General features: G+C 35.6%; 19 protein-coding genes and 1 pseudogene. 13 read left to right on the forward strand and 7 right to left on the reverse strand.

Annotation, left to right across the window (positions count from 1 at the left end):
* The first annotated feature begins 3 nt into the window (after positions 1 to 3).
* The 6 genes from dhaK to ACQV18_RS02870 all read left to right on the forward strand — a co-directional run bounded on the left by dhaK (position 4) and on the right by ACQV18_RS02870 (position 5422).
* The gene (gene dhaK / locus ACQV18_RS02845) at positions 4 to 993 is read left to right on the forward strand and encodes a dihydroxyacetone kinase subunit DhaK (RefSeq protein WP_428874078.1); all 990 of its coding nucleotides are present in this window, start codon (positions 4 to 6) and stop codon (positions 991 to 993) included.
* A 35-nt stretch (positions 994 to 1028) separates the two neighbouring features.
* Entirely contained in the window at positions 1029 to 1607 is a 579-nt protein-coding gene (gene dhaL / locus ACQV18_RS02850; protein ID WP_428874044.1) for a dihydroxyacetone kinase subunit DhaL, read from the forward strand.
* Complete coding sequence (gene dhaM, locus ACQV18_RS02855; protein ID WP_428874045.1) at positions 1607 to 1981, forward strand: dihydroxyacetone kinase phosphoryl donor subunit DhaM; 375 nt, start codon at positions 1607 to 1609, stop codon at positions 1979 to 1981. The genes dhaL and dhaM overlap by 1 nt, the downstream gene beginning before the upstream one ends.
* Before the next feature lie 562 nt (positions 1982 to 2543).
* Positions 2544 to 3566, forward strand: coding sequence for a D-alanine--D-alanine ligase family protein (locus ACQV18_RS02860; RefSeq protein WP_428892533.1), 1023 nt, complete (start codon positions 2544 to 2546; stop codon positions 3564 to 3566).
* Between the two features lie 1089 nt (positions 3567 to 4655).
* On the forward strand, positions 4656 to 5117 hold the full coding sequence (locus ACQV18_RS02865; RefSeq protein ID WP_428892534.1) for a hypothetical protein: 462 nt from the start codon (positions 4656 to 4658) through the stop codon (positions 5115 to 5117).
* A 56-nt stretch (positions 5118 to 5173) separates the two neighbouring features.
* A complete protein-coding gene (locus ACQV18_RS02870) occupies positions 5174 to 5422 on the forward strand; it encodes a hypothetical protein (RefSeq protein WP_428892535.1) in 249 nt (82 codons plus the stop codon).
* 120 nt (positions 5423 to 5542) lie between these two features.
* Here the strand turns inward: ACQV18_RS02870 and ACQV18_RS02875 are convergent, their stop codons facing one another.
* Positions 5543 to 6937: an alanine/glycine:cation symporter family protein gene (locus ACQV18_RS02875; RefSeq protein ID WP_428874046.1), complete on the reverse strand. Its 1395-nt coding sequence runs from the start codon at positions 6935 to 6937 to the stop codon at positions 5543 to 5545.
* Between the two features lie 627 nt (positions 6938 to 7564).
* Here ACQV18_RS02875 and ACQV18_RS02880 point away from each other — a divergent pair.
* The 3 genes from ACQV18_RS02880 (at position 7565) to ACQV18_RS02890 (ending at position 10593) form a co-directional block, all read left to right on the forward strand.
* The gene (locus ACQV18_RS02880) at positions 7565 to 7861 is read left to right on the forward strand and encodes a DUF6110 family protein (protein ID WP_428874047.1); all 297 of its coding nucleotides are present in this window, start codon (positions 7565 to 7567) and stop codon (positions 7859 to 7861) included.
* A complete protein-coding gene (locus ACQV18_RS02885; protein ID WP_428892536.1) occupies positions 7851 to 9914 on the forward strand; it encodes a heavy metal translocating P-type ATPase in 2064 nt (687 codons plus the stop codon). Before ACQV18_RS02880 ends, ACQV18_RS02885 begins: the two co-directional genes overlap by 11 nt.
* Before the next feature lie 133 nt (positions 9915 to 10047).
* Positions 10048 to 10593 carry a GNAT family N-acetyltransferase gene (locus ACQV18_RS02890; RefSeq protein WP_428892537.1) on the forward strand — a complete coding sequence of 182 codons (546 nt, stop codon included), beginning with the start codon at positions 10048 to 10050 and terminating at the stop codon, positions 10591 to 10593.
* A 69-nt stretch (positions 10594 to 10662) separates the two neighbouring features.
* On the opposite strand, the gene rbsB is transcribed toward ACQV18_RS02890, so the two are convergent.
* Genes rbsB through ACQV18_RS02920 form a run of 6 tightly spaced genes read right to left on the reverse strand, consistent with a single transcriptional unit; the run spans position 10663 to position 16315 of the window.
* Entirely contained in the window at positions 10663 to 11589 is a 927-nt protein-coding gene (gene rbsB / locus ACQV18_RS02895) for a ribose ABC transporter substrate-binding protein RbsB (protein ID WP_428874050.1), read from the reverse strand.
* A 21-nt stretch (positions 11590 to 11610) separates the two neighbouring features.
* Positions 11611 to 12564: an ABC transporter permease gene (locus ACQV18_RS02900; RefSeq protein ID WP_428874051.1), complete on the reverse strand. Its 954-nt coding sequence runs from the start codon at positions 12562 to 12564 to the stop codon at positions 11611 to 11613.
* A complete protein-coding gene (locus tag ACQV18_RS02905) occupies positions 12564 to 14045 on the reverse strand; it encodes a sugar ABC transporter ATP-binding protein (protein ID WP_428892538.1) in 1482 nt (493 codons plus the stop codon). The genes ACQV18_RS02900 and ACQV18_RS02905 overlap by 1 nt, the downstream gene beginning before the upstream one ends.
* 11 nt (positions 14046 to 14056) lie before the next feature.
* Entirely contained in the window at positions 14057 to 14455 is a 399-nt protein-coding gene (gene rbsD, locus ACQV18_RS02910) for a D-ribose pyranase (protein WP_428874053.1), read from the reverse strand.
* The gene (rbsK, locus tag ACQV18_RS02915) at positions 14430 to 15338 is read right to left on the reverse strand and encodes a ribokinase (protein ID WP_428892539.1); all 909 of its coding nucleotides are present in this window, start codon (positions 15336 to 15338) and stop codon (positions 14430 to 14432) included. Before rbsK ends, rbsD begins: the two co-directional genes overlap by 26 nt.
* Positions 15338 to 16315 (reverse strand): LacI family DNA-binding transcriptional regulator, encoded by a 978-nt coding sequence (locus ACQV18_RS02920; protein ID WP_428892595.1) that lies wholly within the window; start codon positions 16313 to 16315, stop codon positions 15338 to 15340. Before ACQV18_RS02920 ends, rbsK begins: the two co-directional genes overlap by 1 nt.
* Before the next feature lie 470 nt (positions 16316 to 16785).
* Between ACQV18_RS02920 and ACQV18_RS02925 the strand changes: the two genes are divergently transcribed.
* From ACQV18_RS02925 to ACQV18_RS02940, 4 genes and pseudogenes are all read left to right on the forward strand, one after another.
* Positions 16786 to 17415: a TetR/AcrR family transcriptional regulator gene (locus ACQV18_RS02925; protein ID WP_428874056.1), complete on the forward strand. Its 630-nt coding sequence runs from the start codon at positions 16786 to 16788 to the stop codon at positions 17413 to 17415.
* Entirely contained in the window at positions 17378 to 18727 is a 1350-nt protein-coding gene (locus ACQV18_RS02930) for an MATE family efflux transporter (RefSeq protein ID WP_428874930.1), read from the forward strand. Before ACQV18_RS02925 ends, ACQV18_RS02930 begins: the two co-directional genes overlap by 38 nt.
* 481 nt (positions 18728 to 19208) lie before the next feature.
* Positions 19209 to 19391, forward strand: a pseudogene (locus tag ACQV18_RS02935) (YdbC family protein).
* A 515-nt stretch (positions 19392 to 19906) separates the two neighbouring features.
* A complete protein-coding gene (locus tag ACQV18_RS02940) occupies positions 19907 to 20050 on the forward strand; it encodes a hypothetical protein (protein ID WP_428874058.1) in 144 nt (47 codons plus the stop codon).
* Positions 20051 to 20627 lie beyond the last annotated feature (577 nt).

Raw genomic sequence — 20627 nt, forward strand, 5'->3', positions numbered from 1 at the left:
GTGATTAAAAAAATAATAAATAAACCAGAAAATATTGTGGATGAGATGATTAATGGAATGGTACAAAGTCATTCAAAATTGCTTAAAAGAATTCCTGAAACAGGAATTATTCAACGAACTTTAGAAAAAACAGGGAAAGTGGCTATTATTTCTGGTGGAGGAAGCGGACATGAACCTGCACATGCTGGATTTGTTGGAAGAGGAATGTTATCAGCAGCTGTTTGTGGGGCAGTCTTTACTTCTCCAACGCCCGATCAAATTTTACAAGCAATTAAAGAAGCGGATGAGGGGGCAGGTGTCTTTCTCGTTATAAAGAACTATTCAGGGGATATTATGAACTTTGAGATGGCTCAGGAATTAGCTGAGATGGAAGGAATAAAAGTAGAGAGTGTCGTAGTTGATGATGACATTGCTGTCGAAGATAGTCTCTACACCCAGGGAAAACGTGGCGTTGCAGGAACGGTCTTTGTTCACAAAATATTAGGGCATGCTGCTGAACAAGGGCAAACCATTGAAGAGATTAAAAAATTAGCGGAAAATCTTATCCCAAATATAAAAACGATTGGAGTCGCATTAACAGGGGTCACTACGCCTGGGAGCGATGAAGCAAGTTTTACCTTAGCGGATGATGAAATCGAGTATGGCGTAGGTATTCATGGCGAACCGGGATATCGACGAGAAAAATTGCAGAGTTCACAGGATTTATCCCAAGAATTACTTACAAAATTACTAAAAGAGTTTGATGCCAAAGCCAATGATCGCTTTGCAATAATCGTGAATGGTTTAGGTGGAACGCCATTAATGGAACAATATGTATTTGCAAATGATGTGCAAAGGATAATGAAAGAAAAGAATCTGACGATTGCGTTTTCGAAAGTAGGCAATTTAATGACTTCGTTAGATATGCAAGGTTTATCCTTAACTTTGCTTCGCTTAGATGAAGCATTCTATTTGAAAGCTATTGAAGCACCAGTTGATACCATTAATTGGTAAGATTATTTTATAAAATGAAAGGGTGAATCTTTTAAATGAATCTAGAGACTGGAATTCGTTGGATGGAATTATTCAATGAAAAAATTCAAAACGAAAAAGACTATTTAACACAATTAGACACACCTATTGGCGATAGTGACCATGGAAATAATATGTCTCGTGGCATGACCCATGTAATTAAAGCGATTGAAGACGAAAACCCAAAAACGTTGAATGAATTGCTTCAATTAATGATGAAAAATATGCTAAGTAAAGTCGGTGGAGCCTCTGGGCCACTATATGGGTCAGCCTTTATGGGCATGATGAAAGCTGAATCAGCAGCTGAAGACTGGGCAAGTGTTTTAAAAGCTGGGTTAGAAACGATTCAAAAGCGTGGAAAAGCAGAACAAGGCGACAAAACAATGGTAGATTTATGGATAGCTGTTGTAGAAGCAGTTGAGACTCATCAATTAACCCACGAATTAATTGATGAAGCAGTGGAAGCAACGCAACCATTAAAAGCTAAAAAAGGACGAGCCTCTTATGTGGGAGATCGATCTATTGGCCATATTGATCCAGGAGCTTACTCCTCAGGCTTATTATTTCACGCAATGCTAGAAGCGGAGGCAGAATAATGAAAAAAACTGGAATTGTGATTGTTTCACATGTTCATGAGATTGCGGAAGGAATTCATCGTTTGATTCAACAAGCAGCAGCAGATGTTGATGTGCAAGTAGTAGGTGGTATTGATCAAAACGAAATAGGGACGAACTTTGATACCGCTTTAGCAGCCATCAATAAAAACTCAGCTGAAAATTTATTGGCATTTTATGATCTAGGTAGTGCAAAAATGAATCTAGAAATGGCTATGGAAATGAGTGATAAAACAATCAAAATATATGATGTTCCAGTCGTAGAAGGAGCATATACCGCTGCAACTTTATTACAAGCCGGTGTCGATCAAGAAAATATCGAGGCACAACTAGAAGAAATGCATATGGTAAAATAACGGATATATTCTATTTATTTGTAAAGAAAATCATCAGTAGCTTAAAATGTTTTCCCTAGATTGCTAAATACTTGGAGAAAATAGTGAGGGTTTAACTTTAATGGCAGCACCGTGCTAAAAACTCTAGCCGCATCCTAAGTATGTACTGACCCAAAATCCGGACATGGAATTAGGGAATCAGTACACATCCTTAGGGTGTTTTTTGTTTGTATTGAAATTAATACGCCTTCTTATTTGTCTCTTATATACAACAAGAGTATCTTTCTATTGAAGAAAAGTTTTTTTAAAAGAGAATTAATTCGATAAGATAAAGAACTTATTTTTTCGATGAACGTGAATTAATAATTTTAAGAATTCATTAAATAGAATTCATAACTATTAAAGAACGAACAGATATAGAAGTGTGATTGTATAAGGATAGGTTCTATTAATTTTTATGTTAGAAAGATTAATAGAAGAGTCAAATTTGTTATAATAATAAATGATTTAATCAATTTGCATAATAATCGATAACTTTAAATTGACTAAATAAACTTTTTATTTGAAAGTAGAGGGAGACAATATGAATATTGTTGTTTTAGCTGGTGGACTCAGTGATGAAAGAGATGTTTCTTTATCATCTGCTTCGCAAATTGCTAATGCTTTAATTCAGAAAGGGCATTGTGTATTACTCTTAGACTTATATCTTGGTATGAAGGATGTACGAGAATTTGAAGAGGCTCACAGGAAATATGGTAAAAATGAGTATACCTATCAAGTTCCTAAAGAAGCGCCGAATTTAAAAAAATTAATCCAGGAAAATCAAAATCGAACTAATCAAATTGGAATTAACGTTATTTCAATCTGCCAATCGGCCGACATTGTTTTCCTCGGTTTACATGGTGGTATTGGCGAGAATGGAGTTCTTCAAGCATTATTTGATTTGTATCAGATTAAATATACGGGTTCAAATTATAAAGGCAGTTTACTAGCGATGGATAAAATTGTTTCTAAAGAAATCATGGTTTCAAACAATATTTTGACTCCAGAATGGTGTCTAATTGATGATTTTAACGAAGTAAATGTACAAGCTCCTGCTGTTGTGAAGCCAAATGATAACGGATCAAGTATCGGAGTTGAGATAGTTGAAGAACAATCTCAGCTTATGGCTTCAATTAATCGGGCTAAAAAGTATTCTGACAAAATCTTAGTTGAAAAAAAGATCATAGGACGTGAATTTTCTGTGGGTATATTAGGAGATCAAGTTCTACCAGTTATAGAATTAATACCTAAAAATGGCTTTTATGACTATTCTAATAAGTATCAAGCTGGAGCTACTGAAGAAATCGTGCCGGCAAACCTTCAGAGTGATCTTAGCAAAAAAATGCAGCAAATTGCGTTTAAGATCTTTCATAAGTTGGATTTAAAAGTTTATGGTAGGGTGGATTTTTTAATGGATAATGAAAATACTATTTATTGTATTGAAGTGAATTCATTACCCGGAATGACCCCAACTAGTTTATTACCCCAAGAGGCTTTAGCAAAAGGTATGAGTTATGAAGAATTGTGTCAGCAAATAGTAAAACTTTCTCTAGAAAAATACTAAACAAATTTTTAAGTAAACTAAATTAAAAAAAGATTCTAATAACGCTTATTGATCAAAAGATCGAAAAATTGATATCTAACCATTAGTCTATTTTCTATAGTGGTGCAACGCAATCGCATGTTTTTTGCAATCGATAACTTGAAAATTTCAAAGGAACCATTCACTATTATGAACAACAAATACTTGATATTTTACGAAAAGACTCATATTAGAAAGCTAACTTAACTGAATCAATATGGTTTAAATGAGCATCAATTAGGTTTAAGAAGAAACTTTATGCGAGTTGCAACCAGTATGAGTTCGAACGCCTTTACTTCTACTATTGTTAAAAGTTACAAGAAACAAAATCCCTATGGGACAACTTAGATTATAGCCTTTTCAATTATCCATTTCAGTTAGTTTTCAAACCTTTACTTAGATTTATTATCGTAGGAAATTCAGTAAATACTAAGCCTTCCGAAAAATCTGTAAATATTGAGAGAGTGATAAAAAGAGTGAATATGGCTTTTAAATGAATATATTTTTTTACAGCAAGCGTAGCAGAAAAAAGATGATAGCTAAGGCTTATACTGATCAATTAACCCCTCACACTTTAATATTAGATGGTAAAAGTTAAGTGATTGTTAATAAAATAGCTAAACTTTCGGTGGCGACTATCCGAGTTGCTTTTGGAAAATTTACTGATATTGGTTGAACTTGTGTGGTATCAGTTACGTCTTGGTTCATTAAGCGGTTAATGTAGAATCAACAACGTTGCCCAATGGTTTTAAGAACAAACGTTATCGAAGGATTTTCAATAAGCACCTTCATTAATTTGGGGAAAAACGATCTTCTGAACAAACAGGAGTATGCTTCAACTTTTAATTAAAAAATTTTGCTTAATCTAAATCCTTATTATTCAAGAAAGATTTATTTTGGTAAAATAATAGTAATCGTTATTAAAACTTTTAAATTGTTAATTGAAATATCGTAAAAATAACAGCGCCCATTATAGAAGCTTATTCTAGAACTTCAAAAAATTATGATAGGGGTAAAATTATAGAAAATATTAACTTTGAAATGTTGCTCGTTGAGTCTGCGAAACTTCCTATGGTTAAGATAGATCGTGAGTTGTTCTTAAGAAAGGAACTTCGCGGTAAATATTCTAAAGAGGTTATCGAAAAAGCAATTAATCACAATCCGGCTTATGCTGGAATTAGTGTTGATGATATCAATAAGATTGCTAGAAGTTGCATTATTGCGGAAAGAAATAAAGTGACGGCTTTATCTGCGGCAGCGGGGCTTCCTGGTGGTTTTGCTATGTTTGGAACAGTTCCGGCAGATTTGGCTCAGTATTTTGCACATATTCTGCGAATATTACAAGAACTCATATATCTATATGGTTGGCAGGAGCTAAGTCTTAATTCTGAGGAATTGAATGAAGAAACTAAAAATCTAATAACGCTTTTTGTTGGCATTATGTTTGGAGTGAATGGGGCAGTTAGCACTATTAATAAAATAGCTGGACAAGTTGCTAAACAGGTAGCTAAAAACTTCCACAAAAAGCATTGACAAAGGGAATGATCTACCCAGTAGTAAAAAAGGTAGCTGCTTTATTAGGTGTCACAATGACTAAACAAATTTTTGCGAAGAGTGTTTCAAAGGTTATTCCACTTATAGGTGCCGTTCTATCAGGCGGGTTAACCTATGCTACTTTTACACCGATGGCTGAAAGACTTAGAAACTATTTAGCCACGAACAATTTAGCAAATGTGCATTACTATGAACCGTTTAAAGAAGATGTCATGGTAGAGATAAAAGATGGTGAGTTTATTGATAATTTGGATGAAGCGGAAGAACTCACCAAAAAAGAATAATAATACTATTATTCTTTGACACCTAATCAGTATTAGGATAGCTTAATCCTTCAACAAATTTAAAGACCCCTAAAGTTGATTTGAATTCAACTTCAGAGGCCTTTTTATACTTTAATAAAACTAACTTAAATCCTCCCGATTATAGAGCTGATGCGCTTTATAGCTATCTAGAATCCGTTTAGCTTGAGGCGCTAATAAAAGGAGAGCAATCATGTTTGGAAAGACCATCAGCCCGTTAAAGAAGTCTGACATGGTCCAAACAAAGTCGATTTTCTTAGTGAGTGATGATCCTAAAACGATAAAGAAAATGACGATAATACGATAAGGTAAAAGCCCTTTTTTACCAAATAAGTAACGAATATTGGTTTCTCCAAAATAGTACCAACCTACAATAGTGGTAAAGGCAAAAAAGGTTAAACAAAGAGCTAGAAAGGATGTACCTAACGTACCAAAAGCGGAAGAAAAAGCTTCTTGCGTGACTAAAGCCCCCTCTAACCCTTTTTCATGAGCGCCGGTAACGAGAATTACCATTGCAGTAGCGGTTCCAACAACGAGCGTATCAATGACAACACCAACAATTGCTACTAAACCTTGTTCAGCAGGATGTTTTACGTTGGCCACTGCGTGGGCATGTGGTGTAGAACCCATACCTGCTTCGTTTGAGAAGAGACCCCTTGCGACCCCGTATCGAATGGCTTGTTTAACGGTGACACCGATCGCTCCACCCATCATAGATGTAGGTTTAAAAGCTTCCACAAAAATCGATTTAAAAGCAGGACCGACTTGTTCTTTATAGAGAACCATTACGACGATGACGCCGATAATATATAAAGCAGCCATGAATGGCACAACTAATTCGGCAAAGTTAGCAATTCGTTTCATACCACCCATAAAAACTAAAGCAGCTGCAATTGCTATCAAAACACCAACGATAATTGGGTTAATACCGGTAGCCTCATTGACAGCGGCAGATATCGAGTTTGATTGCACTAAGTTCCCAATAAACCCTAAGCCAATAATAATTGCTACTGAGAAGAAGCCGGCTAAGAATTTGCCTAAGGTTTTTTGTTTTATCCCTTTACTGATATAAAAGGCAGGCCCTCCCACAAAGTTATCATCACGCACTTCACGATATTTCTGAGCTAAAACGGCCTCGCCAAAAATTGTAGCCATGCCAGCAAAAGCAGACATCCACATCCAGAAAATAGCACCAGGTCCTCCTGCCATAATAGCTGTAGCAATCCCAGCAACATTACCTGTTCCGACTTGAGCAGCAATGGCTGTTGCTAGGGCTTGGAATGAAGACATGGTACCGGCTTCTTCTTTTTCCTTTTTACCAAAAACGCCGCCAAAAGTCTCTTTAAACGCTGTTCCAAAATAACGAAATTGCGGAAAGCCAAGATAAAAAGTATAAAAAATACCGACCGCTATAAGAATATACAAAAGAACACTGGACCACATTAAATCACTCAAATGAGTGATATTTTTCACAAAATAACTGACTAAAGAATTCATCTCTTCCCCTCCTAAATTTTTATTTAACTAAATTGTATGATAAAAGGGTATAGCAAGTCAATGATTTTTATGAAAACGAAACCATTTTTTTCGAATTAAAAAAAATTAGCAAAAATTCAAATGAAATAAAAGTGTTTTTGTGAAAGATTGATCAATTGACAAAACTTACTTCAGCAAGCCTAATTGCAATTTTAGGGTAGCGTAACGAAATAAAAAGTGAATAAAATAGGAAAGAAACAGTACTTAACAATTAAACTGTATATCTATTTGAATTTAAACAAAGAATGGGTCTGTTTTGCTAAAACTACTCCACAAAATAATAATCCACTAAGGGACAAGTCACTACCTAATCTAAGGAAAAACACACCCATCCATTGCAGTGGCCATAATTTAAAAGATCGAATCAAAAGCCCCAAGGTCATCATAACGCTCCTATTAATGGCTGTTTCTTTCGATAAGTTGTTTGTATATCTTTAGTGTAACAGAAGCTCCCTATTTTTATTTGTTTTATGTCACATATGTATTATCGTCTAACACGCATAAGAATTGAGCCTTGGACCCATTAATTGAAACTTACTTTTATCAGTGCTATAATTATTTAAATATAAATAGAAAGAAGGATTTAAAATGTTAAAGAATTTAAAAAAGGCCACAAAAATCAGCAAATCATCTGGTTTATTCCTCGGAGGAGCTCTATTTGGAACACTAGGGTTAAAAGTTTTAACGAGTAAAAAAGCTAAAGAAACTTATGCTCATGTAATCGCAAAATCTTACCAATTAAAAGATGAGCTTGATGCGAATGTATCAACAATTAAACAACATACTGATGACGTTTTGTCAGATGCTCAAGAAATTTATCTTGCCCAAAAACAGCAAGAGCAAGCCGATAGCATTGAGGATATAGCAGGCGCTAATGAAGTTTAAAATTTGTCATCAAAACAAAAGTCGAGTAAGAGTTAAGTGTTCTTTTTTACTAACGTTATCCGTTAGAGAAATGATTAAGGAGGAGGCTCAACTCCAACCAGCTATTCAAAAAATAGTTTTCTATCATGATGAAAGGACAATGGCTGTCTTTGTTCATAAAGATTACTCGATGGCACACGCCCTCAAATTTTTAAATAGTTTGACTGAAGATCAAGTCATTAGATGTTTACAAGAGCCCTATAGCAAAGAAAAGACGCCTTATGCGATTGTTTCGAAGGAACTGAGCCTGTTTGTGCTGAGACGTCTATTTCTACCTCAACCTATTCAGTATCTCTATACCCTTTATTTATCCACTAAATATATAGAAAAAGCGCTTCAATCGTTAGTATCGCAGGATATAAATATGGAAGTTTTAGATGGCGCTGCTATTTTAACTGCCATATTGATTGGACAGCCTAAAACCGCTAGTTCCATTATGTTTATCATGGGATTGGGTGATCAATTAAATGACTGGACCAATAAAAAGTCAATTGCAGATTTGGAAAGCAGTATGAAAGATCCTACTAAAACGGTATGGTTGTTAGACAGTCAAGGGAATAAGCTTGAGCGTAATGCTAAAGAAGTTCAGTTGAATGACATTATAATCGTGTCTGAAGGAAAGGAAATTTTATTTGACGGGGTAGTGGATGCTGGCTCAGCCATGGTCAATGAAAGTTCGCTTACCGGAGAATTTTTCCCTATCCTTAAGCAAGAAGAAGATCAAGTCTTTTCAAATACAGTGATCGAATCGGGAGAATTATCTATTCGCGTTACAAATACCACGTTAAATTACCGTATCCACGAATTGATGTCTCTAATGCGTCAATCAGAAAATCAAAAAGGCACTCAACAAACTAAATATATTGCTCTAGCTGACAATCTGGTTAAGTACAATTTTTTAGGTGTCATTCTTACCTATTTATTCACTGGATCCTTGCGAAGAGCCCTATCGTTTCTATTAGTTGATTTCTCTTGTGCTTTGAAGCTTTCGGTTCCTATTTCTTACTTAACGGCAATTAAAGAAGCGGTTGAGAAGGAAATATTAATTAAAAGTATGGATGTCGTGGAAAAGTATAATGACATCGATCTGTTTGTCTTTGATAAAACCGGGACTTTAACTGTATCCGATCCTAAGGTTTATAAAACCGTCTCTTTTGATGATTATGAAACCGAAGATGTTTTACGAATGGGCGCTTGCTTAGAAGAACACATTCATCATCCATTGGCTAAAGCCGTAGTGAACGAAGCCCAAGAAAAAGCTATTGTCCATGATGAAATGCATGGAAAGCTCCATCATATTGCGTCGCGCGGGATCTTATCAACCATTGATGGAAAAGAAGTAGTCATTGGTAGTTATCTTTTAATGACGGATAAAAAAATTGCTATTTCTGAAGAACAAAAAGCCGTTATTAATAACTATGAACAGCAATACAACCTACTCTATCTTGGTTACAACGGAAGATTAATTGGTCTTTTTCTAATTGATACCCCGCTTCGTCCGCAAGCGGCCAAAGTCATTCAATGGTTACAAAGTAAGGGCAAAGAAGTTGCGCTTCTTACTGGTGATACCAAAGAGCGAACTCAAAATCTTATGAATAATATATCCGTTCAATATTTACAAACAGAAGTGTCACCAAATGATAAATATCAGTTCATTGAAGAACAAAAACGTTCAGGTAAAAAAGTCATGATGCTTGGAGATGGGCTCAATGATTCTGCTGCACTGTCGCTTGCAGACATAGGGGCAGTTATGAATGATGCTGCTGATATTTGCAAACAAACAAGTGATCTTGTTTTATCAAATAATCAATTAGAAAGTCTAATGGAATTGGCTGAAATTAGCCATTTATTAGATAAAAGAATAAAGAAAAATGTTAAACAAACCATTGCGATTAATAGTGGGCTCATTTTATTAGGTGTTTTTGATTTATTATCACCAAGTTCCCTATCAATCCTACATAATTTGACAACGACTGGCATAATTTTAAGAAGTATGTCAGGTTTTAAAAGATAAAAGGAATAATCCAGTATTCGCTTTCTCTTAAAAAAGCTGGTAGATTTACTTTGCCTTATCCTAGTTAAACCTGATTATCAATTGCAATGCCTGTTTAATATAAAGCAGCCCTGTATTAAAATGGGGGATTTCTATGAAAGTAAGGTATAAAAATTTATGGATACGTGATGCAGAAATAGCAGATGCTGCCAAACTCTGTCAATGGTGGAATGATGGGAAACTAATGAAATATTTGGGCTTTCCCAATGGACTAGGCAAATCAGTCGAAGAAATCGAAGATAAGATTGAAAATTATACCGATGAAAAAGGTCGGCTCCTACTCATTGAGTATCAAGGTCAATTAATTGGTGAAATGTTTTATGATAACTTGGGGAATCAAGTCACAGAAATACATATAAAGATTTGTGAAGCAATTTATCGCAATAAAGGCCTGGGTCGAATTATTCTGAGCTTACTGATTAAAGAATTATTTAATCAAGGCTATCAAAAAATTATTTTAGATGTTAATCTTCAAAATACTAGGGCCCAACATGTATATGAGCTACTAGGGTTTAAAAAGTTGCGGATTAACGATGACTCATGGGTCGACCAACTTGGTTGTAGCCAATCCAGTGTTGACTATGAGTTAGTGGAAAATGATTTTAGGGATTATGCTACAGATACTAATATAGGTGGGTAAAAAATAATGAAGACCTCAGGGCACTAAATAAGTGTCGTGAGGTCTTAAAACTATTAAATGAAAAGTGAATTATTTTTCTTCTAGTGTGTCTTTAATTACTAATTCTAACGGAGAAGCAATGGATTCTTCAACTTTTTCTCCTTTTAAATGATTGATGGCAGCTTCAACCGCTAAATGTCCCATTTCTTTAGGTTGTTGAGCGATCGTTGCAGCCAATTCACCTTCTTTGACCGCTTCCAAGCCATCGTCATTGCCATCAAATCCTATCACGAGAATTTCTTCTTCTAAACCAGCAGCTTTAATAGCTTCAATAGCCCCTAAAGCCATTTCATCATTTTGAGCAAAGACAGCTTGAACATCAGGGTGTGCTTGAAGAAGATTTTCCATAACAGTTAATCCTTCTGAACGGTTAAAGTTAGCAGATTGACTAGCGATAAGCTCTAATTGATCTTTGGCTCCTTCTTCAAAACCTTCCCCTCTTTCGTTTGTTGCAGAAGCGCCTGGAACACCTTCTAATTGAATAACTTTCGCACCTTTTCCAATCTTTTCAATAATGAATTCAGCAGCCATCTTACCGCCATCTAAGTTATTAGAGGCTACTAATGAAACAACTTCACCTTCTGCAGCGTTTCTGTCAATGGTAATAACAGGAATTTTTGCTTCATTAGCATTTTTAATAGCTGGGACTATAGCATCGGAATCAACGGGATTAATGAGTAAAATATCTACTCCTTGAGTGATTAAGTCATCCAGTCCATTAAGCTGTGTTGTTGCATCATCTTGTGCGTCAACAATTTTAACAGTGGCTCCCATTTCTTTTGCAGCCTCTTCAACACCTTCTTGTAAATCGACGAAGAAGGGATTATTGGTAGTGGAAATTGCTAGACCTATTGTATATTCTTCTTCTGCCTTAACCTGTAGCTTAGCAGTTAGACTTAATAGAACAAGTGGTAAAATAGCGAACAAGGCGATAGTAATTTTTTTTATAGATTTCATTTGAATGCTCCTTTTATATAGTTATTTTTCTTTTCGATCTAATAGAACAGCGATTAATATAACGATACCTTGAACAATTTGTTGATAAAAACTAGATACTCCAAGTAAGTTTAAACCATTATTCAACGTACCAATGATTAAAGCGCCGACTAAGGTTCCAATGATGCGGCCATGACCTCCAGCCATACTTGTACCACCAATGACAACAGCAGCGATGGCATCCATTTCATAAGCGACTCCAGCAGTTGGTTGCGCTGAGTTTAATCGTGAAGTTAAGATTAAACCTGCAGTGGCAGCCAAAGCCCCGGAGATAGTGTAGACAATAAGTTTAACTCGATGACTATTAATTCCAGCAATATAAGCCGCTTTTTCATTTCCTCCAACGGAAAAAGTTTTCCGTCCAAATGTTGTGCGATGCAAAAGCATGTAGAGAATGCCAAAAACAACCAACATTAGAAGAACCGGCACTGGAATTTTCCATAAATACCCCCTTCCAATGGATTCAAAAAATTGCCCCCCTTCAAATTTAGTGAGAGGATTTCCTCCCGTTAGTACCAAAGTTAATCCGCGATAGATAGTCATAGTTGAAAGGGTAGCAATAAATGGAACAACCTTCCCCTTAGTTATAATTAATCCATTAATTGCTCCTAAAAGTCCCCCAAGTAAGACCCCAATTAAAACAGCAAGTATAGGGCTCATACCATACATCATTAAGTATGCGACTATCGCGCTTGACAAAGCTAAGACAGAGCCGACCGACAAGTCAATCCCCCCAGTGATAATGACAAAGGTCATACCGAATGCTATAAAGGCATTAATTGAGACTTGTCTAAGCAAATTAAGTAAATTATTTATTTTAATAAAATTTGGATTTAAGAGGGTAACGAGAACAAACAAAACAATTAAGGCCAATACTGGACCTAATCTTCTTAAATCAAATTGCTTTTTCGATGATTTCTTTTCAACTTTATCCATTATTTTCCTCCTGTAGCTAAAGTCATGATGCGTTCTTCCGATAATTCTTCATGGGACAGACAGCCATTCAGTTTTCCTTCATGAATAACAAGTACACGGTCACTGACTCCAATTATTTCAGGTAAATCACTTGATACCATTATGATACCAACACCTCGATCGGTTAATTCACGCATCAACAAGTATATTTCTCGTTTAGCACCGATATCCACTCCACGGGTAGGTTCATCCAAAATTAAAATTTGAGTTCCAGCAGCAATCCATTTGGCTAAGACCACTTTTTGCTGATTCCCACCAGATAGGGAAGTCACTGGTAGATGCATATCCATTGTCTTTATAGCCAAACGTTCGATGAGTAACTGCACAAAATCTTCTTCTTCCTTGGTGTGAATTAAACCGTTTTTAGAAAATTCTTTAAAAGCAGTGATTCCAATATTTTCTTTAATCGAAAAGTCTAAAATAAGGCCTTCCTCTTTACGGTTTTCAGTTAAGTAACCAATTCCTTGTTTAATAGCATGAAGTGGTGAAGAGAGAAGCACAGGCTGATTATTAATTTTAATAGTTCCGCGCTCAATCGGAAGCAAGCCGAAGATAGCCGACATAATTTCTGTACGTCCTGCTCCCATCAGTCCAGACACACCGAGTATTTCCCCTTGTTTCAAAGTGAAAGAGATATCCTCAAATTTTTCACTCACCGTTAGCTTGTTAACTTCTAAAAGTGTACGGCCAACTTCTGAACGTTTACTCGGATAGTAATCCCCAATGTCTCGACCCACCATTGCACGAACAATTTCTTCCTCATCCGTGTTGGTAACATCTTTAGTCATAATCGAAATGCCATCGCGCATGACAGTGATACGGTCGCTTATTTGAAATATTTCCTTCAAGCGGTGCGAGATGTATACAATTGCGACTCCTTGTTGCTTAAGTTTTTGGATTATAGAAAAGAGTGTATCAATTTCATGGTCTGACAAAGCAGCTGTCGGTTCATCCATGATAATAACAGAAGCATCGTTCATCAGTGTTTTGGCAATTTCAATTAGTTGTTGTTGACCGATACTGAGTGTTCCCATCAAGGCATCAAGATCAATCTGAATACCTAATTCTTGCAAAATAGTTTTAGCTTTTAATTTCATGGTAGCTTGGTCACAGAAAAGGCCATATTTGGTAAGCTCTTTCCCCATAAACATGTTTTCTAAGACGGTCATCTTTGGCCAAGTTATCAATTCTTGATGAATAAAGCTAACGCCATTATTTTCAGCATCTTTGGGATTATCAAACAATGATTCTTTTCCATTAATGGTAATCTTTCCTTGGTCAGCTGATAATAGACCGGTTAAAATGTTCATTAAAGTTGATTTTCCAGCTCCATTTTCACCCATTAGTGAATGGACTTCTCCACTTCTTAAGTCGAAGTTTACTCCTCTTAAGACTTGGTTGGCTGCAAACTGTTTATGGATATTAGTCATTTGAATTTCCATAATACTCCCCCCTAGAAAATGACGCCTGATTGCAAAATAATATTTGCATAAGGAGTCGCCTCACCTGTTCTTATGATCGCTTTGCTTTTATGGGTCTGCTTCTTGAATGAGTCATGATCTATAAATTGAATCTCAATAAGTGGATTTACTAATTGCTGGATTTCAGCTAGCAAATTCGGATTATATTGTTTGATTTCTTCGGCGAGAATAATCCGTTCAATTTTCATATCACTCATTACTGTTTTTAAAACACTGATAAAATCAGGCTCACCTAAGCGAATAGCTAAATCAATTTTTTCTACATGCGTTGTGATAGGAAGACCACAATCTGCAATTGTTAGTTGATCAGTATGGCCCATATCGGATAAAACTTTGGAGATATGACTATTTAATATCCCATGTTTTTTCAAAATATACACTCTCCTTCATTTGTTTGATAGTAGGCATTCCTTTTTGAGCCCCTTCTTTTCCGATTGATAGGGCGGCGGCTAAGTTGGCAAAACGAATTGCTTCTTCGAGTTCGAACTGGTTGCCAATAGCAAAGGCGAGCGCACCATTGAATGTATCACCAGCCCCAGTAGTATCTACAATTTGATCAACTTTATAGGAAGGGACTTCAATAAGTTCATGTCCATTATGAAAGACGGCCCCTTGAGCTCCTAAGGTTACAATCATTTTGTTCGGATATTGAGCCAGAACTTCTGCCATTTCTTGATCTGGGAACATTAAGAGAAATTCATGTTCATTAGGTGTGATGTAATCGATAGCTGCCATCAATTGTGGATTAAATGAGCGAGCGGGCGCAGGGTTATATATTATTTGACAAGAGGCATCAGCCATTTGTTGTATAAGGGTTTCAACCGTTTCGATGGGACTTTCATTTTGGATTAGAATTAAATCACAGGTAGTGAGAAATGCTTGCTCTTTTAGAACTTGTTCGCTTGAATAAGCATCATTAGCTCCCGCTACATAAATGATCGTATTTTCGCCTTCAACAACATTAATAATGGCAGAACCTGAAGGAAGCTGCTTCTTTGTTTTAATGTGTGAAACTTCAATCCGGTTATTTTGCAAATTGGCTATTAAACTTTCACCAAATTTATCAGCTCCCACTGCTCCTAACATATAAGTTTCTGCACCCAGTCGGCTGGTTGCAACGGCTTGATTAGCTCCTTTGCCACCAAAATAAGTTTCAAAGTATTCCCCAAAAATAGTCTCTCCAGCTTGGGGTCTTCGTTTAGAAGTCACCACAAAATCAGTAGATATACTTCCAATGACTGCAATTTTTACCATTATTTTACCTCCCTTAAAGAATTTCTTTTTAATAATCGCGGTTTGACTTGGATGATTTTAGACATTTCAGGATCTATTTGTTGGTTAATAATAGCTAGTAACAATTCTGTTCCCTGATAACCTATTTTATAAGCCGGTTGTTCAATGGTAGTTAAACTCGGATGGGCATAGGCTCCAAAGACAATTCCATCATACCCAATGATTTGGACATCTTCTGGGATAATAGAACCTAATTGATTCCAAGCTTGGATAAGGGCTAAAGCATAGATATCATTAGGAGCAATCACCGTATCAATATTGGGATAGTCACGAATAATCTCCTTGGCAACTTGATCTGCAAATTCTGTCTGGAAGGACGGAGTAGAATATATCTGATAGTCGATTTTATATTGATCAAATACAGACTGTATTCCTTGTAAACGCATTTTAGACACTTGAATATCCATTGGACCCGTCATAATCAAAATAGAGCCATGATTAGTTTCAAGAATAGTTTGTCCAATGAGTTCTCCGCCATAAAAATCATCAGAGATTACTGCAAACCGATCTTGATCATTCATCCGGTCTAATGAGACGGTTGGAACGTCCTCAGGTGTGTTTAGATGAGTCCCATCAATTTTGATTAATCCAGCGACTTTATATTGTTTAAAAAAATTAAGATAGTTCTCACCAATCGTTTCTTGGCCTTCGGTATTGCCTAATAAAAGCATATAGTCGTGTTGCAAGGCACATTGTTCGACTCCCTTGATTAAAGAAGGAAAATAAGGGTTAGTAATATCTGGAACCAATAAACCAAGAATTTTCATCGACTGTTTATTTAAAGATCTAGCAATTTCATTAGGGATATAATCTAATTTTTTAATCGCCGAAAGAATCTTTTGTTTGGATTGTTCGCTCACATAACCACTGTTATTCATCAAGCGCGAAACAGTTGCGACTGAAACGCCTGCTTCATTTGCCACATCACGAATTGTCACCAAAAACTTCACACCTCCATGTGTAACCGTTTACACACATTATTATATTAATTTTTTTTAGTTTGTCAAGAAGAAAGGTTTAATGAGTTTTTGCATTATCTAAAGCCCCTAATTCGCAATTCAATTAGGAGCTTAAAAAAGTGAAACGTCTCAAACTTACTCAAGCGTTATAATCCTACCGATTAAAAACGAAGGAAGCTGTATTTCAACCTATTTTAACAACCCATATTGTTTCAATGAATGAATTAAAGGACGCACTCTAAGGGACACGACTAATAAGTGTCTCAGAAGCCGTTAAAAAATTTAGACGTAAACTATTTAATATTTTCTTACTTCTTTGTATGGAACGAGATTTGCACGGGGGGGTAAAATTTAGAGCATTCTTTTTTATAAAAACTCTTGACTCTCTAAAGTAAGAATAATAAACTATTATCGACGATACCGTCGGTATATAAAAAAGGGGGGGTTGCATGTGCTCGGCTAGGCGATTAAAGCCAGAAGAAAGAAAAAATGAAATTAAAGAAGCAGCCAGAAAAGTATTTGTTAGTAAAGGGTTCGCTAATACTACGATGGAAGATATTATTAACGAAACGACCATGTCTAAAGGAGGCTTCTATCATTATTATAAAAGCACCATTGATATTCTTCATGACCTAATGGTTGATGGGATACATTATAGAAATGAAGTAATCAAATCCAACTTAAGTGAGTTCAAGCAAGGGTATGAAATAGAGTTTATAGCAAAACAACTCGTCGAAAAAATACTGGATGATAATTTATATATGGAAATTTATGTCCAATTTTTAATTGAAAAAAAGAGAAGCAAAAAGCTCAATAGTATCTTTAACCAGTTAAAAGCACAAAGTAGGGAAGAATTTAGTCAGCTTCAAAGGAATGTTCCAGAATTTTTATTGAATGATGCACTCTATGATTTTGTGACAGATTTTATTAATTCAATGATTTTAGGGGCAGATATTTTAGAAGCTAGAGATAATTTTAAAAAAAATAAAGAAATTATAGAAAAAATGTTTGTAGCACTTTTCAAAGAAGGGAGAAAACAAAATGGAAAAAACAATGAAAGAAAGACTTTTAACGGATAATCTTGTTCGACTTATGTTTCATCAGGCTGTTCCAGCTGTACTCGGTATGCTCGTTATCGGGCTGTTTCCTTTGATGGATGGAATTTTTGCTGGAAATATTTTAGGAGAAGCTGCCATGACGGCTTGCTCTGTTTCTGCGCCGATTACTTTTGTAAATAATGGCGTATCGACACTGATTGGAATAGGGAGTGCTTCTATTTTATCAAGAGCCTTAGGAGAGGGTGATCAGGAGAAAATCGATAAGATAATGGGGAACTTAGTTTATTGGGTAATTGTATTATCACTTTTGATTACAGTATTTGGAATCTTTTTATCTCCTTATTTTCTAGATTTATTAGGAGCAAGTGGAGCAATCAAAGAGCTAGGTCTTCGATACGTGAGAATTATTTTCGCAGGGTCATTTTTTATCAATTATGTTCAATCATCTAATATGGTCATGCGAGGCGAAGGCCAAGTAAAAAAGGCTATGCTGATAATGGGGCTTGGAGCAATTCTCAATATAATTCTTGACCCTATTTTCATGATTGCGATGGGAGAATATGGAATAGAAGGAGCAGCCTTAGCTACAATCTTGGCTCAATCTGTTCAAGCAGGGTTTACCTTGTATTATTTCCGTTATAAGAGTGATGTTGTAAAGATAGGAAAAATCAAAAAGGCTAATGAACTTTCTAAAGAAATGGTGGGGGTAGGTATTTCAGCTATGCTCATGCAGATTTTATTTATGGTTCAACAAAGCTTGTTATATCGACAAGCCTTTCAATATGGAAGTGATGAGTGGGCAACACTAATGGCTGCGACCTTGAGGTTTTATGGCTTCTCATTTATTCCACTTTGGGGTATGAGTCAAGCCCTTCAACCTATTATAGGGGCTAATTTTGGAGCGAAGCAGTATGCAAGAGTTAAAGAAACGATGAAGATTTTTATCCTATCAGGTACTATATTATCTTTAGTGTTCTACCTACCGGCACAATTTTTCCCTGCAAGAATATTTGGTTTATTTAACGTGAGCGAAGAAATTATCCAACGTGGAGTGGGGCATTTTAGACTGTTTTTCTCAGTATATATACTTTATGCAGCTATGAATATGGCAATCACATTTTTCCAATCGATTGGCAATGGTAAAAAAGCTGGGATTATTGTTCTGTTAAGACAACTTATTTTATTCGTACCAGCTTTGCTTATCTTACCTGGAATATTTGGAAGTGGGGCTGTTTGGTGGGCAGAAGCACTAGTTGATTTGATTGTAATTCTTATTGCTTTAGCCATGATGGTCCAAGAAATAAAAGCTTTTAAGCAAGCGGAATTCATTTAATTTTTAGTGCCTATCAACCAATAGCGGAGGAAGGAGAAGGCAACTCATTTCTTTAAGAGTTTATCTATATTACAAGAATGGTTACGTCTCTACTAAAAAGCTAAATGTTACTGCTAAAATGGAAATAATCATTAAAAGCCAATCTTTGCATAATTTTTTTGTTATATATGACGGATTATGGCAAGCAGTACTTAGAAAGAAATTTTAGCTCAGGTTTCACTACTCACTATAGATGAATAATTCTTGTGAAAGAAACCCATTTAGAAAGAAATTTAAAAGCAAAAGAATATCCGTAATACGATCAAGCACTTGTCTCTTAGAGATAAGTGCTTTTGATTATAATAGTTTTTAGTCATCGAGGCTTATGGTAAATTAAACTGGAAGGATTAGTGATAATAATGACGGTAATGAAGACTATAAGATGGATAGAAACAGAGGGCGGCTATTCGTTTAAAAATAAGACTACTTTAAAAGGGCAGCTATTACTTACAAAAATATTGAAACCATTGGGAGTCTTTCCGCTAATAAAGGATGGTCTAAAGAATTCAATCTTCTTTCATGGAATAAGTGTCCTGCTAAATAGGGCCTTGGAGATTGTTTACCTGATCATGATAAGATGGGCAAAGGAGTTACTTTAACGGATGAGGAAGTCAAGCAATTATGAGTTATTAAAAACAATGGAATCTTAACCGGTTAAAGGGTATTTTTAATCAGTGAAGGGCACTCTTTTTTAGGCGTAATGTTTAATGGAGTCAACAGTTAGGAGGCTTCGTTTCTAATCCTAATCAATTTACCTTTGAAGGGGAAATTTCAGGACTGAAATTAGCTACTTTTAAATTCTCAATGCCAGCAATAGGTCGTGGCTTGTTCACTAGCTCTCTTTCCCTGACATGAAATAAGTTCTAAGATCTTGAGACGATTAGGATCGGCGATTGCTTTTAGTAATAAACTAAGTTCTTCTCAATTCATTTACATTCTCTTATATAGACGGTTGTCTATCTATGGCTTCGTTTTACTCCTCATAGCTTGTAAGTCAAAAAAATAGAGTTTAAGCAGCAGGAGCGTCTTTTATATCGGTCATTCCGAAGTTAGATTCTCTAAATATTAACTATGAATAGCTAAGACTTTAAAGCGTTTTTTTGATAAAATTAATGAGACAAATCAATTGGAGTGAAAATATTGGAAAAAATGAATCGAGCGATTGCAAAGCTGATTTTATCGTTCAAAGAGCTAAATGGTATCGGCAATAAATCAATACTTAAACGATTAAAAGAAAATACAAACATCTTGCAGGTGGATAGTTTTAAGACACTAGCTTTTTAACTAATTAAATATACCGATGCTTAATAAAGCTTTAAATTGAACAAATAAAAATTGGGAGACTATCTATCAAGCATGCGATTAGACACACACCTATTAGCATTTTCGACTATAGTGAACGTTTAGGAGAAGCCTTTCGATTAAAGCAAAGTTTCAGTGGAAATGTAAAATATATCGATAAACAATCTGTCCTTCCTATATTCCGAGAGGAAAGTGTAAGACAGTTCAACTTATTAATGGAAGAGTCTAGAGAAAAAAGTTGAAAGATTATCTATTGAAAGAAAGGAGCATGAAAAGACAAAAGCAGGAGTGGAACAAGCTGATTTATTTGAAGAGATAAGCTATGAATTATAATGCATTGTTAGAAAACCATCACTTTGTTTTTGGAGGAATAGTGTATCCTACTAGAACCAAAGCCTATGCTGGAACTTTTTCATTTTATAGGAGGACAATAGGTTACAAAGTTTTACTAAAAAGCCTAAATAATAGAAAGATTACAAACGGCCATTCACTAACCCCACCTATAACCACTAAAAAAAGGGAGTGAATTTCATGAGAATTTAGCAATCTAATTAAGGAG

The organism is Facklamia sp. P9177 (assembly GCF_050409585.1).
GTDB lineage: Bacteria > Bacillota > Bacilli > Lactobacillales > Aerococcaceae > Facklamia.